The organism is Sphingomonas sp. BE138 (genome assembly GCF_031456125.1).
GTDB lineage: Bacteria > Pseudomonadota > Alphaproteobacteria > Sphingomonadales > Sphingomonadaceae > Sphingomonas.
In genome coordinates this window covers 20,514-36,508 of record NZ_JAVDUC010000015.1, presented here as the reverse complement: position 1 = coordinate 36,508, position 15,995 = coordinate 20,514, and the positions used below count along the sequence as shown (strand labels likewise).

General features: G+C 66.7%; 22 protein-coding genes. 9 read left to right on the top strand and 13 right to left on the bottom strand.

The window, feature by feature from the left end:
- Positions 1-39: 39 nt before the first annotated feature.
- Positions 40-504 carry a TspO/MBR family protein gene (locus tag J2Y58_RS16060; RefSeq protein ID WP_310105166.1) on the bottom strand — a complete coding sequence of 155 codons (465 nt, stop codon included), beginning with the start codon at positions 502-504 and terminating at the stop codon, positions 40-42.
- Positions 505-575: 71 nt separating this feature from the next.
- Entirely contained in the window at positions 576-821 is a 246-nt protein-coding gene (locus J2Y58_RS16055; protein ID WP_310105162.1) for a glutaredoxin domain-containing protein, read from the bottom strand.
- Positions 822-973: 152 nt separating this feature from the next.
- On the opposite strand from J2Y58_RS16055, the gene dinB reads away from it, so the two are divergent.
- Genes dinB through J2Y58_RS16040 form a run of 3 tightly spaced genes read left to right on the top strand, consistent with a single transcriptional unit; the run spans position 974 to position 3,734 of the window.
- Positions 974-2,098, top strand: coding sequence for a DNA polymerase IV (gene dinB, locus J2Y58_RS16050; RefSeq protein ID WP_310105159.1), 1,125 nt, complete (start codon positions 974-976; stop codon positions 2,096-2,098).
- Positions 2,098-3,363, top strand: coding sequence for a DUF763 domain-containing protein (locus J2Y58_RS16045; protein ID WP_310105156.1), 1,266 nt, complete (start codon positions 2,098-2,100; stop codon positions 3,361-3,363). The genes dinB and J2Y58_RS16045 overlap by 1 nt, the downstream gene beginning before the upstream one ends.
- Complete coding sequence (locus J2Y58_RS16040; protein WP_310105152.1) at positions 3,363-3,734, top strand: hypothetical protein; 372 nt, start codon at positions 3,363-3,365, stop codon at positions 3,732-3,734. Before J2Y58_RS16045 ends, J2Y58_RS16040 begins: the two co-directional genes overlap by 1 nt.
- Before the next feature lie 184 nt (positions 3,735-3,918).
- On the opposite strand, the gene J2Y58_RS16035 is transcribed toward J2Y58_RS16040, so the two are convergent.
- The 3 genes from J2Y58_RS16035 to J2Y58_RS16025 all read right to left on the bottom strand — a co-directional run bounded on the left by J2Y58_RS16035 (position 3,919) and on the right by J2Y58_RS16025 (position 5,400).
- Positions 3,919-4,332: a type II toxin-antitoxin system PemK/MazF family toxin gene (locus tag J2Y58_RS16035; RefSeq protein WP_229664690.1), complete on the bottom strand. Its 414-nt coding sequence runs from the start codon at positions 4,330-4,332 to the stop codon at positions 3,919-3,921.
- Complete coding sequence (locus J2Y58_RS16030) at positions 4,329-4,814, bottom strand: helix-turn-helix domain-containing protein (RefSeq protein ID WP_041043290.1); 486 nt, start codon at positions 4,812-4,814, stop codon at positions 4,329-4,331. The genes J2Y58_RS16035 and J2Y58_RS16030 overlap by 4 nt, the downstream gene beginning before the upstream one ends.
- A 256-nt stretch (positions 4,815-5,070) precedes the next feature.
- On the bottom strand, positions 5,071-5,400 hold the full coding sequence (locus tag J2Y58_RS16025) for a hypothetical protein (RefSeq protein ID WP_236116209.1): 330 nt from the start codon (positions 5,398-5,400) through the stop codon (positions 5,071-5,073).
- A 331-nt stretch (positions 5,401-5,731) separates the two neighbouring features.
- Here J2Y58_RS16025 and J2Y58_RS16020 point away from each other — a divergent pair, with 331 nt between their 5' ends.
- Both J2Y58_RS16020 and J2Y58_RS16015 read left to right on the top strand, forming a co-directional pair.
- Positions 5,732-6,646, top strand: a complete 915-nt coding sequence (locus J2Y58_RS16020; protein ID WP_310105146.1) for a zincin-like metallopeptidase domain-containing protein — start codon at positions 5,732-5,734, stop codon at positions 6,644-6,646.
- A gap of 199 nt (positions 6,647-6,845) precedes the next feature.
- On the top strand, positions 6,846-7,040 hold the full coding sequence (locus J2Y58_RS16015; RefSeq protein WP_310105144.1) for a hypothetical protein: 195 nt from the start codon (positions 6,846-6,848) through the stop codon (positions 7,038-7,040).
- A 126-nt stretch (positions 7,041-7,166) separates the two neighbouring features.
- On the opposite strand, the gene J2Y58_RS16010 is transcribed toward J2Y58_RS16015, so the two are convergent.
- The gene (locus J2Y58_RS16010) at positions 7,167-7,805 is read right to left on the bottom strand and encodes a hypothetical protein (RefSeq protein ID WP_310105142.1); all 639 of its coding nucleotides are present in this window, start codon (positions 7,803-7,805) and stop codon (positions 7,167-7,169) included.
- 519 nt (positions 7,806-8,324) lie between these two features.
- On the opposite strand from J2Y58_RS16010, the gene J2Y58_RS16005 reads away from it, so the two are divergent.
- The gene (locus J2Y58_RS16005; protein ID WP_071838556.1) at positions 8,325-8,516 is read left to right on the top strand and encodes a hypothetical protein; all 192 of its coding nucleotides are present in this window, start codon (positions 8,325-8,327) and stop codon (positions 8,514-8,516) included.
- A 41-nt stretch (positions 8,517-8,557) separates the two neighbouring features.
- On the top strand, positions 8,558-10,396 hold the full coding sequence (locus tag J2Y58_RS16000) for a ParB/RepB/Spo0J family partition protein (RefSeq protein WP_085809873.1): 1,839 nt from the start codon (positions 8,558-8,560) through the stop codon (positions 10,394-10,396).
- Between the two features lie 191 nt (positions 10,397-10,587).
- Here J2Y58_RS16000 and arsH read toward each other — a convergent pair whose 3' ends face one another.
- From arsH to J2Y58_RS15965, 7 genes are all read right to left on the bottom strand, one after another.
- Positions 10,588-11,343 carry an arsenical resistance protein ArsH gene (arsH, locus tag J2Y58_RS15995; protein WP_310105271.1) on the bottom strand — a complete coding sequence of 252 codons (756 nt, stop codon included), beginning with the start codon at positions 11,341-11,343 and terminating at the stop codon, positions 10,588-10,590.
- Between the two features lie 10 nt (positions 11,344-11,353).
- Positions 11,354-11,779 carry a GNAT family N-acetyltransferase gene (locus J2Y58_RS15990; RefSeq protein WP_310105135.1) on the bottom strand — a complete coding sequence of 142 codons (426 nt, stop codon included), beginning with the start codon at positions 11,777-11,779 and terminating at the stop codon, positions 11,354-11,356.
- Positions 11,776-12,855 (bottom strand): ACR3 family arsenite efflux transporter, encoded by a 1,080-nt coding sequence (arsB, locus tag J2Y58_RS15985; RefSeq protein ID WP_058733679.1) that lies wholly within the window; start codon positions 12,853-12,855, stop codon positions 11,776-11,778. The genes J2Y58_RS15990 and arsB overlap by 4 nt, the downstream gene beginning before the upstream one ends.
- 4 nt (positions 12,856-12,859) lie before the next feature.
- Positions 12,860-13,303, bottom strand: coding sequence for an arsenate reductase (glutaredoxin) (arsC, locus tag J2Y58_RS15980; RefSeq protein ID WP_058733678.1), 444 nt, complete (start codon positions 13,301-13,303; stop codon positions 12,860-12,862).
- Positions 13,304-13,314: 11 nt separating this feature from the next.
- Complete coding sequence (locus J2Y58_RS15975) at positions 13,315-13,647, bottom strand: helix-turn-helix transcriptional regulator (RefSeq protein WP_041043227.1); 333 nt, start codon at positions 13,645-13,647, stop codon at positions 13,315-13,317.
- Between the two features lie 72 nt (positions 13,648-13,719).
- Positions 13,720-14,202, bottom strand: coding sequence for a hypothetical protein (locus J2Y58_RS15970; protein ID WP_058733677.1), 483 nt, complete (start codon positions 14,200-14,202; stop codon positions 13,720-13,722).
- 69 nt (positions 14,203-14,271) lie between these two features.
- The gene (locus J2Y58_RS15965) at positions 14,272-15,009 is read right to left on the bottom strand and encodes a hypothetical protein (RefSeq protein ID WP_310105129.1); all 738 of its coding nucleotides are present in this window, start codon (positions 15,007-15,009) and stop codon (positions 14,272-14,274) included.
- Between the two features lie 213 nt (positions 15,010-15,222).
- On the opposite strand from J2Y58_RS15965, the gene J2Y58_RS15960 reads away from it, so the two are divergent.
- On the top strand, positions 15,223-15,609 hold the full coding sequence (locus J2Y58_RS15960; protein ID WP_041043230.1) for a DUF3768 domain-containing protein: 387 nt from the start codon (positions 15,223-15,225) through the stop codon (positions 15,607-15,609).
- A gap of 127 nt (positions 15,610-15,736) precedes the next feature.
- Complete coding sequence (locus J2Y58_RS15955; protein ID WP_041043231.1) at positions 15,737-15,994, top strand: hypothetical protein; 258 nt, start codon at positions 15,737-15,739, stop codon at positions 15,992-15,994.
- Position 15,995 lies beyond the last annotated feature (1 nt).

Here is a 15,995-nt window from a genome sequence, read left to right as displayed (position 1 = left end):
CGACGCCAGACGCGACCGGGTGAGCACGCAAAGCCCTGGTCAGGACGCGGGGACGTCCGGATTCGAATTGCGCTGCCACACTTGCTCGGCAAGCAGGGTCGCAAAGCCGAGCCAGCCGACGAAGGGTAGGCCGAGCGCCGCCGCCGGCCGATCGACCCTCGCCGCCGCGGCGACATAGCCCGCTCCCGTCGCGATCATGGCGCCGGATGCGAGCGCGCTGACGCCAAGCTCGCGCTTGCGGAAGAAAAGCTCGGTCCAGCCGCCGATCATGCCGGTGCTGAGCAGCCACAACGCCACGCCCAGGTTGCGATTGCCGCTTGGCCGGCGGCGGAGCAGTCGATAGCCGCCGATCGCCAGCCCGCTCTCCACGATCGGCCAGACAGCCCCGAACACGGGATCGGGCGGCGTGAAGGCGGGCTTGTCGAGCCGCTTGTACCAGCGCCGGATGTTCGGGTGGGATGGGTCAGGCGCGTTGCGACGTCCGAGCAGCGCGCTGGCCCCCATCGCGGCCGCCACGATCGAAGCAGCGGCCAGAGGTGAGAGGCCGGCCTCGCGAGCGCGAACCGCCGCCCGGCTCATGCCGCGAGATACCGTCCGAGATCGTCGCTCCCGCCGATGCGCTCGCCATCGATGAACACCTGCGGCGTCGTATCGACGCCCTGCTCCTCCTCGAAGGCGTCCACCTCCTCGCGCGAGGCCAGGATGCGATCGTCGACCTCGAACCCCGCCTCTTCCAGCATCTCCTTGGCGCGTACGCCAAACGGACAGGTGTGGTCCGGCAGGATCATCCGGTACAGGATCGCTACATTCTCGTCGGCCATGTGGGACGCTCCCTGGCGGACCGTGACGCCCGCAGGTTCGTACAGCGAAGCGTTGCCGATGCCGTTCCGTCGCTCAGGGGTAGAATGGTCCTGAAGCGGCGCCGCAGATCACATGTTCCTCGTTCGTTCGCGCGCTGCTAAGCTGGCCGGCGATGGAAGGCCGTTCGACTCGCAAGATCATCCATGTCGACATGGATGCCTTCTTCGCGTCCGTGGAACAGCGCGACGATCCGGCCCTGCGCGGGCGGCCGGTCGCCGTCGGCTATGCGGCGGCGCGCGGCGTCGTCGCGGCGGCCAGCTACGAGGCGCGGGCGTTCGGGGTGCGATCAGCCCTGCCCTCGGTCACGGCCCTTCGGCGTTGTCCCGACCTCGTCTTCGTGCCGCCGCGCTTCGACGTCTACAAGGCCGTGTCGCGGGAGATCCATGCAATCTTCGCCGAATACACCGACCTCATCCAGCCGCTCTCGCTCGACGAGGCCTATCTCGACGTGACCGGCAACCGTGCCGGGCTACCGACGGCCTGGGCCACCGCCAAGGCCATCCGGGCGCGCATCCTCGAGGAGACCGGCCTGACTGCGTCGGCCGGCATCAGCTACAACAAGTTCCTGGCCAAGCTCGCGTCGGACCACCGCAAGCCCAACGGCCAGTTCGCCGTCACGCCCGACATGGGCGGGGCCTGGGTCGAGACATTGCCCGTCGCGCGCTTCCATGGCGTGGGACCCGTCACCGCAGCCAAGATGAAGCGGCTCGGTATCGAGACTGGGGCGGATCTCCGTGCGAAGTCGCTTGCCTTCCTCGAAGAACATTTCGGCAGTTCGGCCGGCTGGTACCATGCGATCGCCCGCGGCGAGGATCATCGCCCGGTCAACCCGAACCGCGCTCGCAAGTCGTCGGGCTCGGAAACCACGTTCGACCGCGACCTGACCGAGCCGGCCGAGATCGAGACCGGCGTACTGCGCATGGCGGACGATGTCTGGAACTGGTGCGAGAAGGCCCAGGCCTTTGGCCGCACGGTCACCGTCAAGATCAAGTTCCAGGACTTCCGCCAGATCACCCGCAGCCGCAGCCATGCAGGCGCGGTGACCGATCGGGATCAGCTTCACCGTACGAGCCTTGACCTCGTCCGCTCGATCTACCCGCCCGAAACCGGCATCCGCTTGGTCGGGGTGACCGTCTCCAACTTCGAGGCACCCGTGCGCGACGACGGGCCGGCCCTGCCCCTATTTGGCGCGGGACCGGACTCACGCGGCGCTTCGATGATGGTGGAGGCTCGCTGATGGGCCGGCGGTCGGGAAGCGCCGATCTGCCGCTCCATGGCGGGCGCGTACCCGCCTGGCTTGGCCAGCGCATGACCCGGCTCGGCGCGGTGATCGCGCAAGCGATCGTGCTCGAATATGGCCGCGACGAGCTGCTGCGCCGGCTCGCCCACCCTTTCTGGTTCCAGTCGTTCGGCGCGGTGATGGGCATGGACTGGCACTCGTCGGGGATCACGACCAGCGTGCTCGGCGCGCTCAAGCGCGGCCTTCTCCCTCTCTCGAGCGAGCTCGGCCTGCACGTCTGCGGCGGTCGCGGGCGACACAGCCGCGCGACGCCGGCCGAGCTTGTCGCGGTGGGTGAGCGCGTCGGCCTCGATGGCGATGCGCTCGCCCGTTCCAGTCGGCTGGTCGCGAAGGTAGACAGCGCCGCGGTGCAGGATGGGTTCGACCTCTATCTTCACGGCTTCATCGTCGCTGACGACGGGCGCTGGGTGGTGGTGCAGCAGGGCATGAACGACGGCCGGAAGCAGGCGCGCCGCTATCACTGGCTCTCCGAGGGACTGGAGAGCTTCGTCGACGCCCCCCATGCCGCGGTCGAGGGCGCCAATCAGGGCAGGATCGTCAACCTGACCGATCGCCGCGCCGCCGTCTCGCGCGAACGCCAGCTCGATCTGCTCCGGGACGCGGGACCCGACGGCATCGTGCGCGAGCTTGCCCGGCTCGAACCCGCCCGCGGCAAGGCACCTGCGCCGGCCGCGCAAGCGATGCTGCCGCACCTCGTCATGCCCGACCATCATGAGGTCCGGGCCGAGGACGTGGTCGAGCGTCGACTGCATGGCGCGCTCGCCGCTGCCGCCGATCGTGGGCCTGAGGACTTCGCCGAGCTGCTGCTGGTGCCGGGCATCGGCGCGCGCACCGTCCGTTCGCTCGCGATGGTCGCGGAGGTGGTTCATGGCACGCCTTGTCGGTTCAGCGACCCTGCCCGCTTCAGCCTCGCCCATGGCGGCAAGGACCGTCATCCCTACCCCGTCCCGACCCGCGTCTATGACCGAACGATCGCGGTCATGAAGGAGGCGGTCGCGGCCGCGAAGCTCGGCCAGGACGAGAAGCTGGCGGCGATCGGGCGCCTCGACCAGCAGGCGAGACGGCTGGAAGCCAACGCGACGGGCCCATCGGTCGAAGCGCTGATCGCGGAGGAGCGCAGCCAATCGCACGCGTTCGGTGGTCGCAGCGTGTTCGGCTGGGAGCCGCCGGCGCAAGCACAAGCCGACGAGAGCGCGGCCTGATGGCCATGGCGGACCTGTTCGATACCCCGGCGCTGCCCGGGCTCGCGTCGCAGGACGATCTCGTCAGCGAGGCCGAGGAGCGGATGCTGATCGGGGCCATCGACGCGACGGCGCTGGCGCCGTTCCGCTTCCAGGGCTGGACCGGCAAGCGGCTGACCAGTTCCTATGGCTGGCGATATGACTTCGACACGGGACGGCTTGAGCAGGGCGAGCCGCTACCCGATTGGCTGCTGCCCATCCGCAATCGCGCCGCCACCCTCGCCCAGTTGCCGGTCGACGATCTCGTCCAGGCCTTGCTGATCCGCTACGATCCGGGCGCGGGTATCGGCTGGCATCGTGATCGGCCGGCCTTCGAGCATGTGGTGCGGTAGCGTCCTAGATAACGGGTTATATCCGACGCAGATGAGCCAAGGGCCGCCCTTTTGAGGCGGCCCCGACCGTTTAGTTCCCTCGCGGGAAACGGACACTCCCCGAGGGGGAGGCCGCAGATGCCTCCCGATATAGAACCCGCTACTGAAGATTCAACTAATATCTAATCGCCCCCAGGGAGGCCTGTCAGGCCTCCGGCGCGGGCGTCGACGGCACAGGCAGCCAGGCGAGTGCCACCCGAAGGATGCCGTCAAACTCGGCTTCCGTCATCCGCACTATGCCGCCCTTGTCTGGCACGAGCCGGCTGACCGCTACCGTGGTCATCTTGTCGCAGATCGCGAACGCCGCGCGTCCGTCAATCGTGGTCTGGAGCGGAACTGCCCACCGATTGCCTGGCTGCGCCTGCGTTGAACACGGGATCACCGTCACCGCTCCATGCAGCGTGTTCCGATACGAAATCACGATCACCGGCCGCCGCTTCCAGAACTCCGGTAGCTGCGCGTCCTGCGGGAAATCGCACCAGAAGAGCTGACGGATCTTCGGCGCACCCTTCAGGCGCGGCGCCACCCGAGGTGGCGCTTCCTGAATGTGTGCATTCACGCGTCATCATCCTTGACCAGGCGCAGCTTGGGAGCCCCTTTGCGGTTCTGGCGGATCTTCTTGATCTCGGACTTCTCCTTGATCTCCGCGAGCTTCTCATCCGCAAAGGGTTTGGCCGCCTCGATCAGTCCGTCGAGATGGTAAATGTTCGTCCGGCTTCCCTGGTCGGTCCGGCGCTCTTCGCGCCGGATGTATCCGGCAGCCTCCAGACTGGCGATGTGCTTCTGGATCGTGCGCGGGTGGACGTTCATGGCTTGCGCCATGGTGCTTTTGGACGGGTAAGGTTTCCCTTCCGCCGTCCACCATTTGCTCGCCAGATACAGCACGATGTTGAGATCGAGCGGTTCGAGGCCAAGCTGACGCTGGTTCTCGATGATGACGCTCGGCAGCGCCGTCCAACCCGCATCCATCAGCGGCTTGGTCCACTTCTTCTCGTTCGTTCGCAGATCGGAGCTGCTGTCAGTTTGCTTCTTGGCCGCCATGGGGCTATTCCTTTCTCCCGGCGGATATGCCCCTCGCGCGTAGGGGGTTCAAGTTTGAGGGGGAGCCCCCAGCGCCGCCCCCGTGAGGCGCCAAGGGCGCCCGGGGGAGCGCCTCTCAGGGCTCCGGCCGGGAGCCGCAGCGGCCCTGCAAAGCATAGCCAGTGCCCATGTAGACGTCACTCAGGGCATACCCATGGCGTATCAACCGAGTAACCGCAGGGGGGAGCCGCAACGACCTCCCCCTCGGCCGTGAATTTCACGCGAAGGCTTCGTCGGCGAGGTTGCCGTCCCGACTCTCCACGATCAGTGCCACCGTGTCTTCCCGGTCCCTCGGGTTGAACACACGGCCGACGACCGTCCAGATCGATCGATTTTGCGGATCGTTCCGATCCTGACCCGCGATCACGCCGGGATCGAGGATCGTGTCGCCGATCGCGGGCACTTGGCCGGCAAACTGCTCCACCCCATACTCGACGCCCCCGTCAAAGACCTTGCCGGTTGGGTCGCGGTGCAGGATACGAATGCTGGTCACGCGCTGTCGCTCCGCCACGGCGTTGTGCCGATCATCCATCAACAGATCGCGCAAAGCACGCCCGCTGCCAAGGCCATGTCACGGGTCCGAGGACGGGCCGTTGGCCCGGCACAGGCTCGCTGGCGCCGCGGCCCTCCCCCGGAGGCCCGCCGGCGCGGGGAACACCAAGGGCGGCTGCCCTTTCGTTCCCGAACGACAATCAGGCTCCCCGTGTAATCCGCCAAGCGCGGCACCCGAAGCCCTTCGGGGCGTCGGCCGCGCTAGGGCGGCTCGCCCGCGCCAGGGACCAGATTCTCGCCCTCCCTCCCCATCCCGTTCCTCGCCGGAAAGGCAGAGCCGGTTGCTGTTGCGACCGGCTTTCAGCCTCGAGGGAAAGGAAGAGACCATGGCACGGATCACCGACAACCGAGCTGACATCTACCAAGAGATCACCGACCAGATGATCGCCATGATCGAGGCGGGCACCCGGCCTTGGTCGAAATCGTGGAACGGCAGCACCGCCCCCAACATCCCGCTGCGCTCGACCGGCGTTCCCTATCGCGGCATCAACGTCCTGACCCTTTGGGTAGCGGCCATGACAAAGGGCTATGCCTCGCCGCATCGGCTGACCTTCAAGCAGGCGCTCGCGCTCGGCGGGTGCGTCCGCAAGGGCGAGAAGGGCTCAACCGTCGTTTATGCCAACACGATCGAGGTGGACGCCGACAGGAGCGGAGAAGCGAGCGACGATGGCAAGCGGCAGGTAGCATTCCTCAAGCGCTACACCGTCTTCAATGCCGAGCAGATCGACGGCATCGAGGCGAAGTATCCGGCTCCCGCGCCAATCCTAACCGCGACCAATCCCCACGAACGCGACGCGGAGCTGGACACCCTCTTTGCCCGCGTTCCCGTCACCGTCCGGCACCACGGATCGCAGCCTTATTATCAGCCGAGCGGCGATCACGTCGTCATGCCCGAGTTCGCCGACTTCCACACCGGGGACGACTATTATTCGACGCTTGCCCATGAGCTTTGCCAAGCAACCGGCCACGTGGACCGGCTCGCCCGCCCCACCCTCATTTCCACGAAGCGGGAGGATTACGCCCGCGAGGAACTGGTGGCCGAGCTGGGTGCGGCATTCGTCAGCGGCGCGATCGGCATCAAGCTCCACGACCGGGAAGATCACGCGGCCTATCTGGCGAGCTGGCTGCAGGCGCTCCGCAACGACAAAAGGTGCATCTTCACCGCCGCGACGCAAGCGCAGGCCGCCGCGGACTGGCTGCTCAGCCGGATGAGCAACGCGGCGATGTCGGTCGCAGCGTGATGGATACGCGGCCCCGATCTTTCGTGAAACGGGCCGCGTTCCTGTTCTCCCGACCGTCCCGGGCGTGCGCGAAATCGACACTTGTAAATCAATCATCGAACCGCGCCGACCGGATGCTTTCGGTCGGTAGAGCGACGCCCAATTCGCGGGTCTCGCGCGGTTCTGTGCGCCCAATCACGGGCATAGAAGGACGAAGCATATGTCGATCAAAGGTACACTCGATCCGATCCACATTGGTGGCGGGACCCGCTTGTTGATGCGGGACAGCGGGCGGCATGTCGACAAGGGCTGGTGGGGCGTCGACGACAACAACACCCCGCATATCGGCCCCTATGACAGCCGCGAAGCCTGCCAAGCCGCGTGCGATGCCATCAACGATGGTGACGCCGACTAGGGAACGGTCTGGAGCGACCCCGAGGGTCGCTCCAGGCTCCTATGCGCGCGCGCCGGCTTCGCTTCGCGGCACCGGCGCGCGCCTTTTCTTGTCGTCTCGCGACGTGCAGCACAGGGTGAGCGAGCCTTACCGGCCCTTCCTGATCCGAGCGAAGGCGGTCAGCCCGGCAGCCTTATACGCCTCGAACATATCGGCTCGCTCGCCCAGCGGCGTTACTGAGACATGGGTGATCTCGCCGAGCATGTCGCAAATCCGAATGGCGGCCCGAACTGTGGTGGAAAGCCACGTGCAGAACCGCTCCATATCGGGCGGGTACACAAGATCCGTTTCGGATGAGAACATGCCGTGCTGGCCATCCTGCGCGACATAGGTGTTGATCGCTGTCTCGAGCACAAACACGTTGAGCATCACGGTGCCGTTCAGCTCGCGAATATCGGGGAGCATCCGCAGCTCGGGCCGCCACTCATAGGCTTTGGCGATCAGCGCCTCGTTGAGATGACCCCCGAAGACATTGCGGAGGTATTTCGCAAACTGAAGGTCGGCGTCGATCGCTTTCATCTGGTCGGCGAGTTCTGGTGCGTCCCGGTATATGAAGCGCATCGGTCCTTCCAAATCGGCAAGGTTCCCGAGCGCCATCAGGGCCGTTTTGATGAACGGAACCCACGTGCCCGCAGGACCGAGCTGACCTGACAGTTCACCATCTGCCGAACTCAAATCGCCGTGGATGATCCGCGATGTGCAATAGATCCTCTCGATCGGGGTCATTCGTTCTCGCCTGGTCAGTTCCCACCCGTCCAAGGGCAGCGCGCTGTTTTGCTGAGCAACCTGCCCAGTGCAAAGCGCTTTTCGGGAGAACGATCCCGGTCGGGCGCGACCCTGCCGGGCACGGCTCTATCGGCGCGTTGCGCCGACCGAGCCACCGTGCCGGCGTCTCGGCCCTGAGCGGGTGACGATCCTCGCGTAAGGTGTACCACGTGGCACACCTATGGCCGCGCCCAGCGGCGCGGACGTCGCTGGCAGGGCACCGCGGCCCTCCCCCGGAGGCCCGCTGGCGCGGGGAACACCAAGGGCTGCTGCCCTTTCGTTCCCGAAGCAAAATCGACAGCCCCGTGTGGTCCGCCGAGCGCGGCACCCGGCGCCCTTGTGGGGCGCCGGCCGCGCTAGGGCGGCCTGCCCGCGCCAGGCCATCGATTTCGCTCCTCCCTCCCCATCCCGCTCCTCGCCGGAGAGGCAGACCCGGTTGCAGCGGCAACCGGCTGCGCCTCGAAAGAAGGAGAAAGGACAATGGCTTACACCCGATACACCGGCGATCCCTATTGGAAGCGCGCGAAGTCCCCCGGCACCAGCGCCGACGGCACCCCGTACCGCAAGGGCGAGCGCGTGTTCTTCTATCCGCGCACCGGCGTCACCTACGCAGGCGGCAGCGCGAAGCGCGCCTCGGCCGAGTTCGACGAACTCGCGAGCCTCGAAGGCTGACCCCCTCCCAGTCAAATCCATCCAGATCACGGAGCATCATCATGGCTATCATCCATCCCAAGCTCGCCCAGCTTCGCCTTTCCCCGCTCAACCAGCGCCGCGTGAAGCCGTCCGCCGTCGAGGCGATGGCCGACGACATCGAAGCGCACGGGCTGTTGCAGAACCTTGTCGCCTATGAGGACGAGGGGCTGTTGTGGGTTTTTGCCGGAGGGCGGCGTTACCGCGCGCTCAAAATCTTGGTGAAGCGCAAGCGGATCAAAAGCAGCGACACCTTCCCGGTTGAGTTGCGGACCAAGGAAGAAGCCATCGAACTGTCGCTCGCCGAGAATTTCCAGCGCGAGGACATGCACCCTGCCGACAGCATCCGCGCCTTCGCCGCGCTCCGCGACACGGGCATGGACGCCGAGGAGATTGCGGCCCGGTTCGGTCAGGCGGTCAGCTTCGTCTACAAGATGCTCCGCCTGTCTGCGCTTGCCCCGGCGCTGATCGACCTGATCGCCAAGGATCAGTTGAGCCTTGAGGCCGCACGTGCGCTCACCCTCACCGACGATCACAGCCAGCAGATGAAGGTCTGGAAGGCCGCGAACGGCCACGCGCACACTATCCGCCGGATGCTCACCACCGAGAAGGTGGACACCACCAGCGGCCCGTTCCTGTTCGTCGGGCGGGAGGCTTACGAGGCCAAAGGCGGTACGATCACGGTCGACCTGTTCAGCCAAGGGGCCGAAGGCTTTGCGGACGATCCCGAGCTTGTGCGAGAACTGGCAGAAGAGAAGCTGGACGCACTCGCGGACGAATATCGCGCTATCGGGTGGCACGAAGTCCGTGCGGCGCTCGAACGCCCTTACGACCTCTATATGAAGGGCAGCATGTACCCGGCGACGCGCGAGCCGACCCACGACGAGGCGACGAGGCTTACCGCGATCGACGCCGAGATCGAGGCCATCGCAGAGGCCGAGGGCGAGGACAGCGAGCGGATCGACCCGCTATCGGACGAGCGCGACGCGATCACCGAAGGCTTGCGCGCCTTTAATCGCGAGCAGGTTGCGGTGGGCGGCGTGGCCCTTTGGGTGTCGCATGACGGATCACTGGGCAAGAGCTTCTACCGCGCCAAGGCCGAGCCGAAACCGAAGGCGAACCACGACGGTCCCGTCCCGCTTTACAGCAACAGCCTGTTCGCCGACCTCACGCGCATTAAGACACGGGTCGTGCAGGAGGCGGTCGCGGCCGACCCGGCGCTGGCACTCGACATCGTGCTCGACAGCCTCGCGGGCCAGTTGCTCCACGGCGCGCACAGCCACCAGATGGCGATCGAGGTTCAGGCCAAGGCCGTCGCGACCGACGTGGCGCAAGAGTTGATGGCGACGAGCGACGTTCTTGCCGTGGAGGACATGATGGCGACCCGTTTCGCCGCCATTCCCGCCGAAGGCCGGTTCGAGGCGATCCGTGCCATGGGCAGCGACGACAAGATGGCGTTGCTGGCCGGGCTTGTCGCGATGACGGTGGACGGCACGGTGTTCGCGGGCGGCTCCCCCGGCCAGCGCCACCACCAATTCGAGCAGATCGTGCGCGCGAGCGGCGTGAACATCGCGTCGCGCTGGACCGCCCCCATCGGCCTGTTCGACAAGATGCGCCGTGCTGCGATGATCGACCTGTTGCGCGAGGAAGTGGGCGCGTCGAGTGCCGAGAATTGCGCCACCATCAAGAAGAAGGCGGACCTTGCCGTGAACGTGTCCGAGCGGTTGCCCGCCCATTGGCTTCCCGCCCCGCTGCGGATCGGTGCCTTTGACCGAGCGGAGCGCGAGCCGGAGGAATGCGACGCCGACATGGACGAGGACGGCAGCGAGCAGGAGGGCATGATCGACGAGGAAACGGCCTGAACAGCAAAGCTGGGGGTCCGGTGATAATCGGACCCCCTTTCCTCTCCTGACGAGCGCAAGGCGGCCCGTCGCCCCGGCGCGCCAGCCCTGGCGGGCTGGCGCGCCGGCTGCTCTTTCAGGTCCGCGTCGCGCCGCCCGACACGAGGTCGGGCGGCGCCGTGGCGACTTCCTTGCCGATCGGGTGGTGCGGCTCACCGCCAGCGGCCTTGTGGCGCGGTCGCGATGCTCGACAGGTCCGTCGTCGTGTCGACCGGCACGCCGGCCTGTTTGCGCTCCGAGTAGCGTTCTACGAGCTGCGTCGCGTGTGGCCGTAGCAGGACCGTGAAGCGGACCAGCTCCTCCATCACGTCGACGATGCGGTCATAATAGCTCGACGGCTTCATGCGTCCGGCCTCGTCGAACTCCTTGTAGGCCATCGCGACCGACGACTGGTTCGGGATCGTGAACATCCGCATCCAGCGGCCGAGCAGCCGCAGCGTGTTGACGGCGTTGAACGACTGCGATCCGCCAGACACCTGCATCACCGCGAGCGTACGGCCCTGGGTCGGGCGCATGCCCTTCATCTCGAGCGGCAGGTGATCGATCTGCGCTTTCATGATGCCGGTGATCTGGCCGTGACGTTCCGGGCTGCACCAGACTTGGCCCTCGGACCACAGCGCCAGTTCGCGCAGCTCATGGACGGCCGGGTGATCGTCTCCGGCCACTTGGTCGGGGAGCGGCAGTGTCGAGGGATCGAAGATCCGCGTTTCCGCGCCGAATAACTGCAGCAGGCGTGCCGCTTCCTCCGTGGCGAGCCGCGAGAAGGAGCGCTCACGCAAGCTGCCGTAGAGCAGGAGTATCCGAGGTGCCGGATCAAGCGGCCCGAGCCCTGTGGCGGGCCGCGCGCGGATATAGGCTGGATCGAGTGCCGGCAGGAGGTCGGGCTCGGTGAGCGTACGAAGCGGCATCAAAGAGCTTTCACGAGAAAGGTGGCCGACGCCGGGCAGAGCGCGGTGAACTCGCGCGAGGCGGCAACCGCAGGCGGCGCCCAGCGCGATCGGCCTCTGCATAGCCGTTCACCCGGAAAAATGGCGCCGCGGTGTCGGTCAGAAGGTGGAGCCGCTCGGCGCCGAGCCGGCGCGCCTCGCCCTCGAGCAGCGCCAGCATCGCACCGCCGATGCCGGCGCCCCGGCGATCGGCCAAGACCACCAGCGAGCGGAGCAGGCGGTCCGACCCTTCGCCCTCGATCCCGCCGAACCCGACCAACCCAGCGTCGTCGTCGAAGCGGACGAAGGCGCGGCCGGGTTCGGCGAGATCGGCGGTCGGCAGCTTGGCGGCTGCCAGCGCGCCGGCCAGATCATCCAGCTCGCCCGGCGCGAGACACGTGACGCGGAGGCCGGTCATGCGTGCGCCCCGCGCTCGTACCAGCCCCGGGATGCTTTCACGATCGAGACGACCGACAGCATCACGGGCACCTCGACCAGCACGCCGACGACCGTGGCCAGCGCCGCGCCCGACTTGAGCCCGAACAGCGAGATCGCGGCCGCCACGGCCAATTCGAAGAAGTTGGATGCGCCGATCAGCGCCGCAGGCGCCGCCACGCACCAGGCAACGCCGAAGCGGCGCGAGAGCCAGTAGGCTAGACCTGCATTGAAATAGACTTGGATGAGGATCGGCACCGCAAGCAGTGCGATCACCAACGGCTGCGCCACGATCGCCTCACCCTGGAAGCCGAACAGCAGGACGAGCGTCGCCAGCAGCGAGACGAGCGACACCGGCCCCAAGCGACCGAGCAGCCGGTCGAGCGCGGCTTGTCCGCCGTTCGTCAGCACGACACGGCGCACGAGCTGGGCGGCGATGACCGGCACGACGATGTAGAGCATCACCGAGATCAGCAGCGTGTCCCACGGCACCGTCACCGAAGCGACGCCGAGCAGCAGCCCGACGAGCGGCGCGAACAGGAACACCATGATGACGTCGTTCAGCGCGACCTGGGACAGCGTGTAGGTCGGCTCGCCCTCGCACAGGTTCGACCACACGAACACCATGGCCGTGCACGGTGCCGCAGCGAGCAGGATCAGGCCAGCGATGTAGGACGGCCCCTCCCCTGCGGGCAGAAGCGGCGCGAACAGCCAACCGATGAACAATGTGCCAAGCGCTGCCATCGAGAAGGGCTTCACCGCCCAGTTGATGAACAGTGTGACGCCCACCCCCTTCCAATGCTGGCGGACCGACCCGAGCGCGCCGAAGTCGATCTTGAGCAGCATCGGTACGATCATCAGCCAGATCAGCACCGCGACGATGAGGTTGACGCGCGCTACCTCGGCCGAGGCAACGCGCGCGAACAGGCCGGGCAAAAGGTGCCCCAAGCCGATGCCGGCAACGATGCAGAGCGCCACCCAGAGCGTCAGGTAGCGCTCGAAGGTGCCGATGCCGGCGCGCGCCGGCGCAGGTCCGGCGACAGGGGCGATCGTCGACATGGGCTCAGCCGACCCGCTCGCCGGACGCGTCCACCACCTGTTCGCCGTCCTCCTTGGCGAACGCGCCGAGCTGCCCGCTCGGCAACAGATCGAGGACGGCTTCGGACGGGCGGCAGAGCTTCACGCCCAAGGGTGAGACGACCAGCGGGCGGTTGATGAGGATCGGGTGCGCCATCATCGCGTCCACCAGCGCCTCGTCGGACAGTGTGGTGTCGCCGAGCCCCAGCTCCGCATAGGGCGTGCCTTTCTCGCGCAGCAGCTCGCGCGGCGAGATGCCCGCCCGCTCAATCAGCTCGACCAGCAGCGCGCGCGACGGCGGGGTCTTCAGATATTCGACCACGTGCGGCTCGATGCCGGCATTGCGGATCATGGCGAGCGCGTTGCGCGACGTGCCGCACTCGGGATTGTGGTAGATGACGATGTCGACGACCGAGTCAGTCCGGCTCATGGGGCGTCCTTTCAGCAGCAGGGAGCGAGTTCGGCGATGAGCGGCCCGCACAATTCGGCGTTGCCGGCACAGCAATCCTTGACGAGGAACAGCGTTAGCGCGCGCAGCCCGTCGAGGTCGGCGCGGTAGATGATCGACCGGCTGTGCCGTTCGGAGCGAACGAGGCCGGCACGGGCCAGAATACCAAGGTGCGCCGACATCGTGTTCTGCGGCACATCCAGCCGGCGGGCGATCTCGCCTGCAGCCAACCCGTCAGGCTCGTGCCGCACCAGCAGACGAAACACGTCGAGGCGCGTGCCCTGCGCCAACGCCCCCAGTGCCGCGATCGCTAACTCGTTTTCCATATATCCAGCATAGCAGATATATCATAGAGCGATAGGCCTTCTCCCTTACCGCGGTTCGAGTGAATGGGGGGCTTAGGCGGTGTGACGCGCAGGTGTGCCACGTGGCACACCCTGCCCCGCCCCGATCGTCGGCAGCCCATCGAGCAGAGCCAAAAGATCGCCCAGCGCACGCCTGCGATAGGCGTTGTACCACCGGCGCCGGCGATGCTCGGCCGCGTCGTGGATCATGTGGCAGCGCTGGCAGAGCGCGGCGAGATTGCGCGGCGCATTGTCGGTCGGGTCGTGATTGAGGTGCGCGCAGGCGATATACACCCGCGTGAGCCGGACGATCGCGGCGACGTCTGCCCCGACGACACGGATGCGCCGTCCCCGCCCGTCGCGCCACTGTCGGCGATCGGCATCCCACCAGCGACCATCGCCAAGATGGAAGACGCGCGCACCGTGCGGCCGTCGGCAATGCTCGCAGCGGCCTTTAGCGCGGCCGAACCGGATCAGCCTGGACAGCTCGGGCCAGTCGATCGGGTACAGCCAGCGATGTTCCGGCATGATCGGCATGACGATTCTATGAGTCAGGGCCGAGCGGAACGAAAGCAGAAAATCACGGTCCGCACCGCGGGCGGCACATCACTCGCGCCAGCGCTGCCCATACTGAGCTAAGCGAGCCTCGATTTCGTCGATCCGGCGCCGCTGCGCCGCGGTGAGCGCCGCCATGACTCGCTTGAAAGCGGCCGGCTTCATCGTTCGGAGCTGGCCGATATCGCTGTCGCGGCGCAGCCGCACCTTCCAGTCGGCCGGGCGATACTCCACCCCGGCCGAGCCGAGCCGCCAGAAGATCATCGCCACCTGGTTGGGGGTGAACGCACCTTTGTCGTCGACGAAGGCGATGAAGTTCTGCGCGTCGAAGTCGGGTGCCTTGCGACCGAGCTTGAGCAGCGCGGTCATGACGCGTTGCTTGCGCGCGTCCTCCACCAGGCCGCGGCGGTGACGGTCCACCAGCTTTCCCGTATCGCGTGCATCGAGCCGTCGCCCTTGCTCGTCAATGCCGGCGATCTCGAAGCGCTTGATGCACTCGGAGCCGACCAGCAACGACGCGGACGTGCCGTCGTTCTGGATCTCGAAATGGTAGCGAAGCTCCTGCTGCCCGCACAGCTCGCAGGTGCCGTCCGCCGCTTCGAGGTCGAAGAAGCGCCCCGTATAGGTCCACTCCTTGAGCGCGGCGCCAAGGGTGCTCGCGCGGCTGAGCGGTAGCAACGACGCCGACGCCCGCTCCGCCCAGTTCGACATTCGCGCTTCCCCCCGAAGTCCCCTCCCGAACCTTATCCGTTTGTCTGGCGCGGGGCGACCCGCGCCGGGGAACGCCAAGGGCGCCGCCCTTTCGTTCCCGAACGACAATCTTGCCGCCCGTGTAAGCCGCCAAGCGCGGCGCCCGGCCCCGTCGGTGCCGGCCGCGCTAGGGCGGCTCGCCCGCGCCAGCTTACCAAGATTCTCGTTCCCCTCCCCATCCCGTCCTCGCCGGACAGGCAGGGCCGTGAGGCCGAACGGCCTTGCGGCCCATGCCAACAAGGAGGATCACCCATGCCGACCCCCGAGCAGATCGACACCATCCGGCGTCTCAACGATGCGGCGCGTACCCACCCTGGCCTCGCGAGCCTCGCCAACGTTACGATGGGATTCCAGGCCCTCCCCGAGCTGGACCGTTTCGCCGCGTTGGTCGCGATCACCCGGTTCACGAAGTTCGATGGCAACAACGACCCTCATGGCGAGCACGATTTCGGCGCGATCTATAAGCTCGCAACCGGCGCGTGGACGCAGGACCGTCCGGACGATGCAAAGGCGGTTGTGCAGACGGTGTTCTGGAAGATCGACTGCTACGACACGAGCCTCACCTACGGCAGTGACGCTCCGTGGAATCCCGAGCAGACTAAACGGGTGCTGACGATCATGCTGGCCAGCGAATACTAACGCCTGTGGCGTAGCGATCCGCGCTCGATTGAGCGCGGATCAACCGTGCCGAAACGGACCTGCGCCAACGTGATTTGTTGAGAAATCGCGGGGGAGCGCGTAGGGTTAACGGCGAAAGGATGACGCGATGGCCCAGATCAATCTCGACACGCTGCGCGAGCGCATCCGCTCCATGGACTTTGAGCGTGGCACCCCCGAGCAGATCGCGCTCTGGCGCGAGGACGTAGCAGAGGCGCGCGCCAACCTCGTCATCGAGGACATGACGCCGACCGGCGACGAGGATGCCATGTTCGCCATGATGCTCGATGAGGGTGTTCCCCCTTCGCTCATGCCGTCCATCATCCTCGGCCTCTACAAGCCAGGAACCCACCAGATCGCGGCCTGAC

What these genes read in the sequence shown, in the direction of transcription:
- J2Y58_RS15960 (WP_041043230.1), top strand. Translation starts at nt 15,223, where the DNA reads ATGCCGACCCCCGAGCAGATCGACACCATCCGGCGTCTCAACGATGCG.
- J2Y58_RS15975 (WP_041043227.1), bottom strand. Translation starts at nt 13,647, where the DNA reads ATGGAAAACGAGTTAGCGATCGCGGCACTGGGGGCGTTGGCGCAGGGC.
- J2Y58_RS16020 (WP_310105146.1), top strand. Translation starts at nt 5,732, where the DNA reads ATGGCACGGATCACCGACAACCGAGCTGACATCTACCAAGAGATCACC.
- J2Y58_RS15990 (WP_310105135.1), bottom strand. Translation starts at nt 11,779, where the DNA reads ATGACCGGCCTCCGCGTCACGTGTCTCGCGCCGGGCGAGCTGGATGAT.
- J2Y58_RS16015 (WP_310105144.1), top strand. Translation starts at nt 6,846, where the DNA reads ATGTCGATCAAAGGTACACTCGATCCGATCCACATTGGTGGCGGGACC.
- J2Y58_RS16045 (WP_310105156.1), top strand. Translation starts at nt 2,098, where the DNA reads ATGGGCCGGCGGTCGGGAAGCGCCGATCTGCCGCTCCATGGCGGGCGC.
- dinB (WP_310105159.1), top strand. Translation starts at nt 974, where the DNA reads ATGGAAGGCCGTTCGACTCGCAAGATCATCCATGTCGACATGGATGCC.
- J2Y58_RS16010 (WP_310105142.1), bottom strand. Translation starts at nt 7,805, where the DNA reads ATGACCCCGATCGAGAGGATCTATTGCACATCGCGGATCATCCACGGC.
- arsH (WP_310105271.1), bottom strand. Translation starts at nt 11,343, where the DNA reads ATGCCGCTTCGTACGCTCACCGAGCCCGACCTCCTGCCGGCACTCGAT.
- arsB (WP_058733679.1), bottom strand. Translation starts at nt 12,855, where the DNA reads ATGTCGACGATCGCCCCTGTCGCCGGACCTGCGCCGGCGCGCGCCGGC.
- J2Y58_RS15970 (WP_058733677.1), bottom strand. Translation starts at nt 14,202, where the DNA reads ATGCCGATCATGCCGGAACATCGCTGGCTGTACCCGATCGACTGGCCC.
- arsC (WP_058733678.1), bottom strand. Translation starts at nt 13,303, where the DNA reads ATGAGCCGGACTGACTCGGTCGTCGACATCGTCATCTACCACAATCCC.
- J2Y58_RS16055 (WP_310105162.1), bottom strand. Translation starts at nt 821, where the DNA reads ATGGCCGACGAGAATGTAGCGATCCTGTACCGGATGATCCTGCCGGAC.
- J2Y58_RS16040 (WP_310105152.1), top strand. Translation starts at nt 3,363, where the DNA reads ATGGCCATGGCGGACCTGTTCGATACCCCGGCGCTGCCCGGGCTCGCG.
- J2Y58_RS16060 (WP_310105166.1), bottom strand. Translation starts at nt 504, where the DNA reads ATGGGGGCCAGCGCGCTGCTCGGACGTCGCAACGCGCCTGACCCATCC.
- J2Y58_RS16000 (WP_085809873.1), top strand. Translation starts at nt 8,558, where the DNA reads ATGGCTATCATCCATCCCAAGCTCGCCCAGCTTCGCCTTTCCCCGCTC.
- J2Y58_RS16030 (WP_041043290.1), bottom strand. Translation starts at nt 4,814, where the DNA reads ATGGCGGCCAAGAAGCAAACTGACAGCAGCTCCGATCTGCGAACGAAC.
- J2Y58_RS15955 (WP_041043231.1), top strand. Translation starts at nt 15,737, where the DNA reads ATGGCCCAGATCAATCTCGACACGCTGCGCGAGCGCATCCGCTCCATG.
- J2Y58_RS16005 (WP_071838556.1), top strand. Translation starts at nt 8,325, where the DNA reads ATGGCTTACACCCGATACACCGGCGATCCCTATTGGAAGCGCGCGAAG.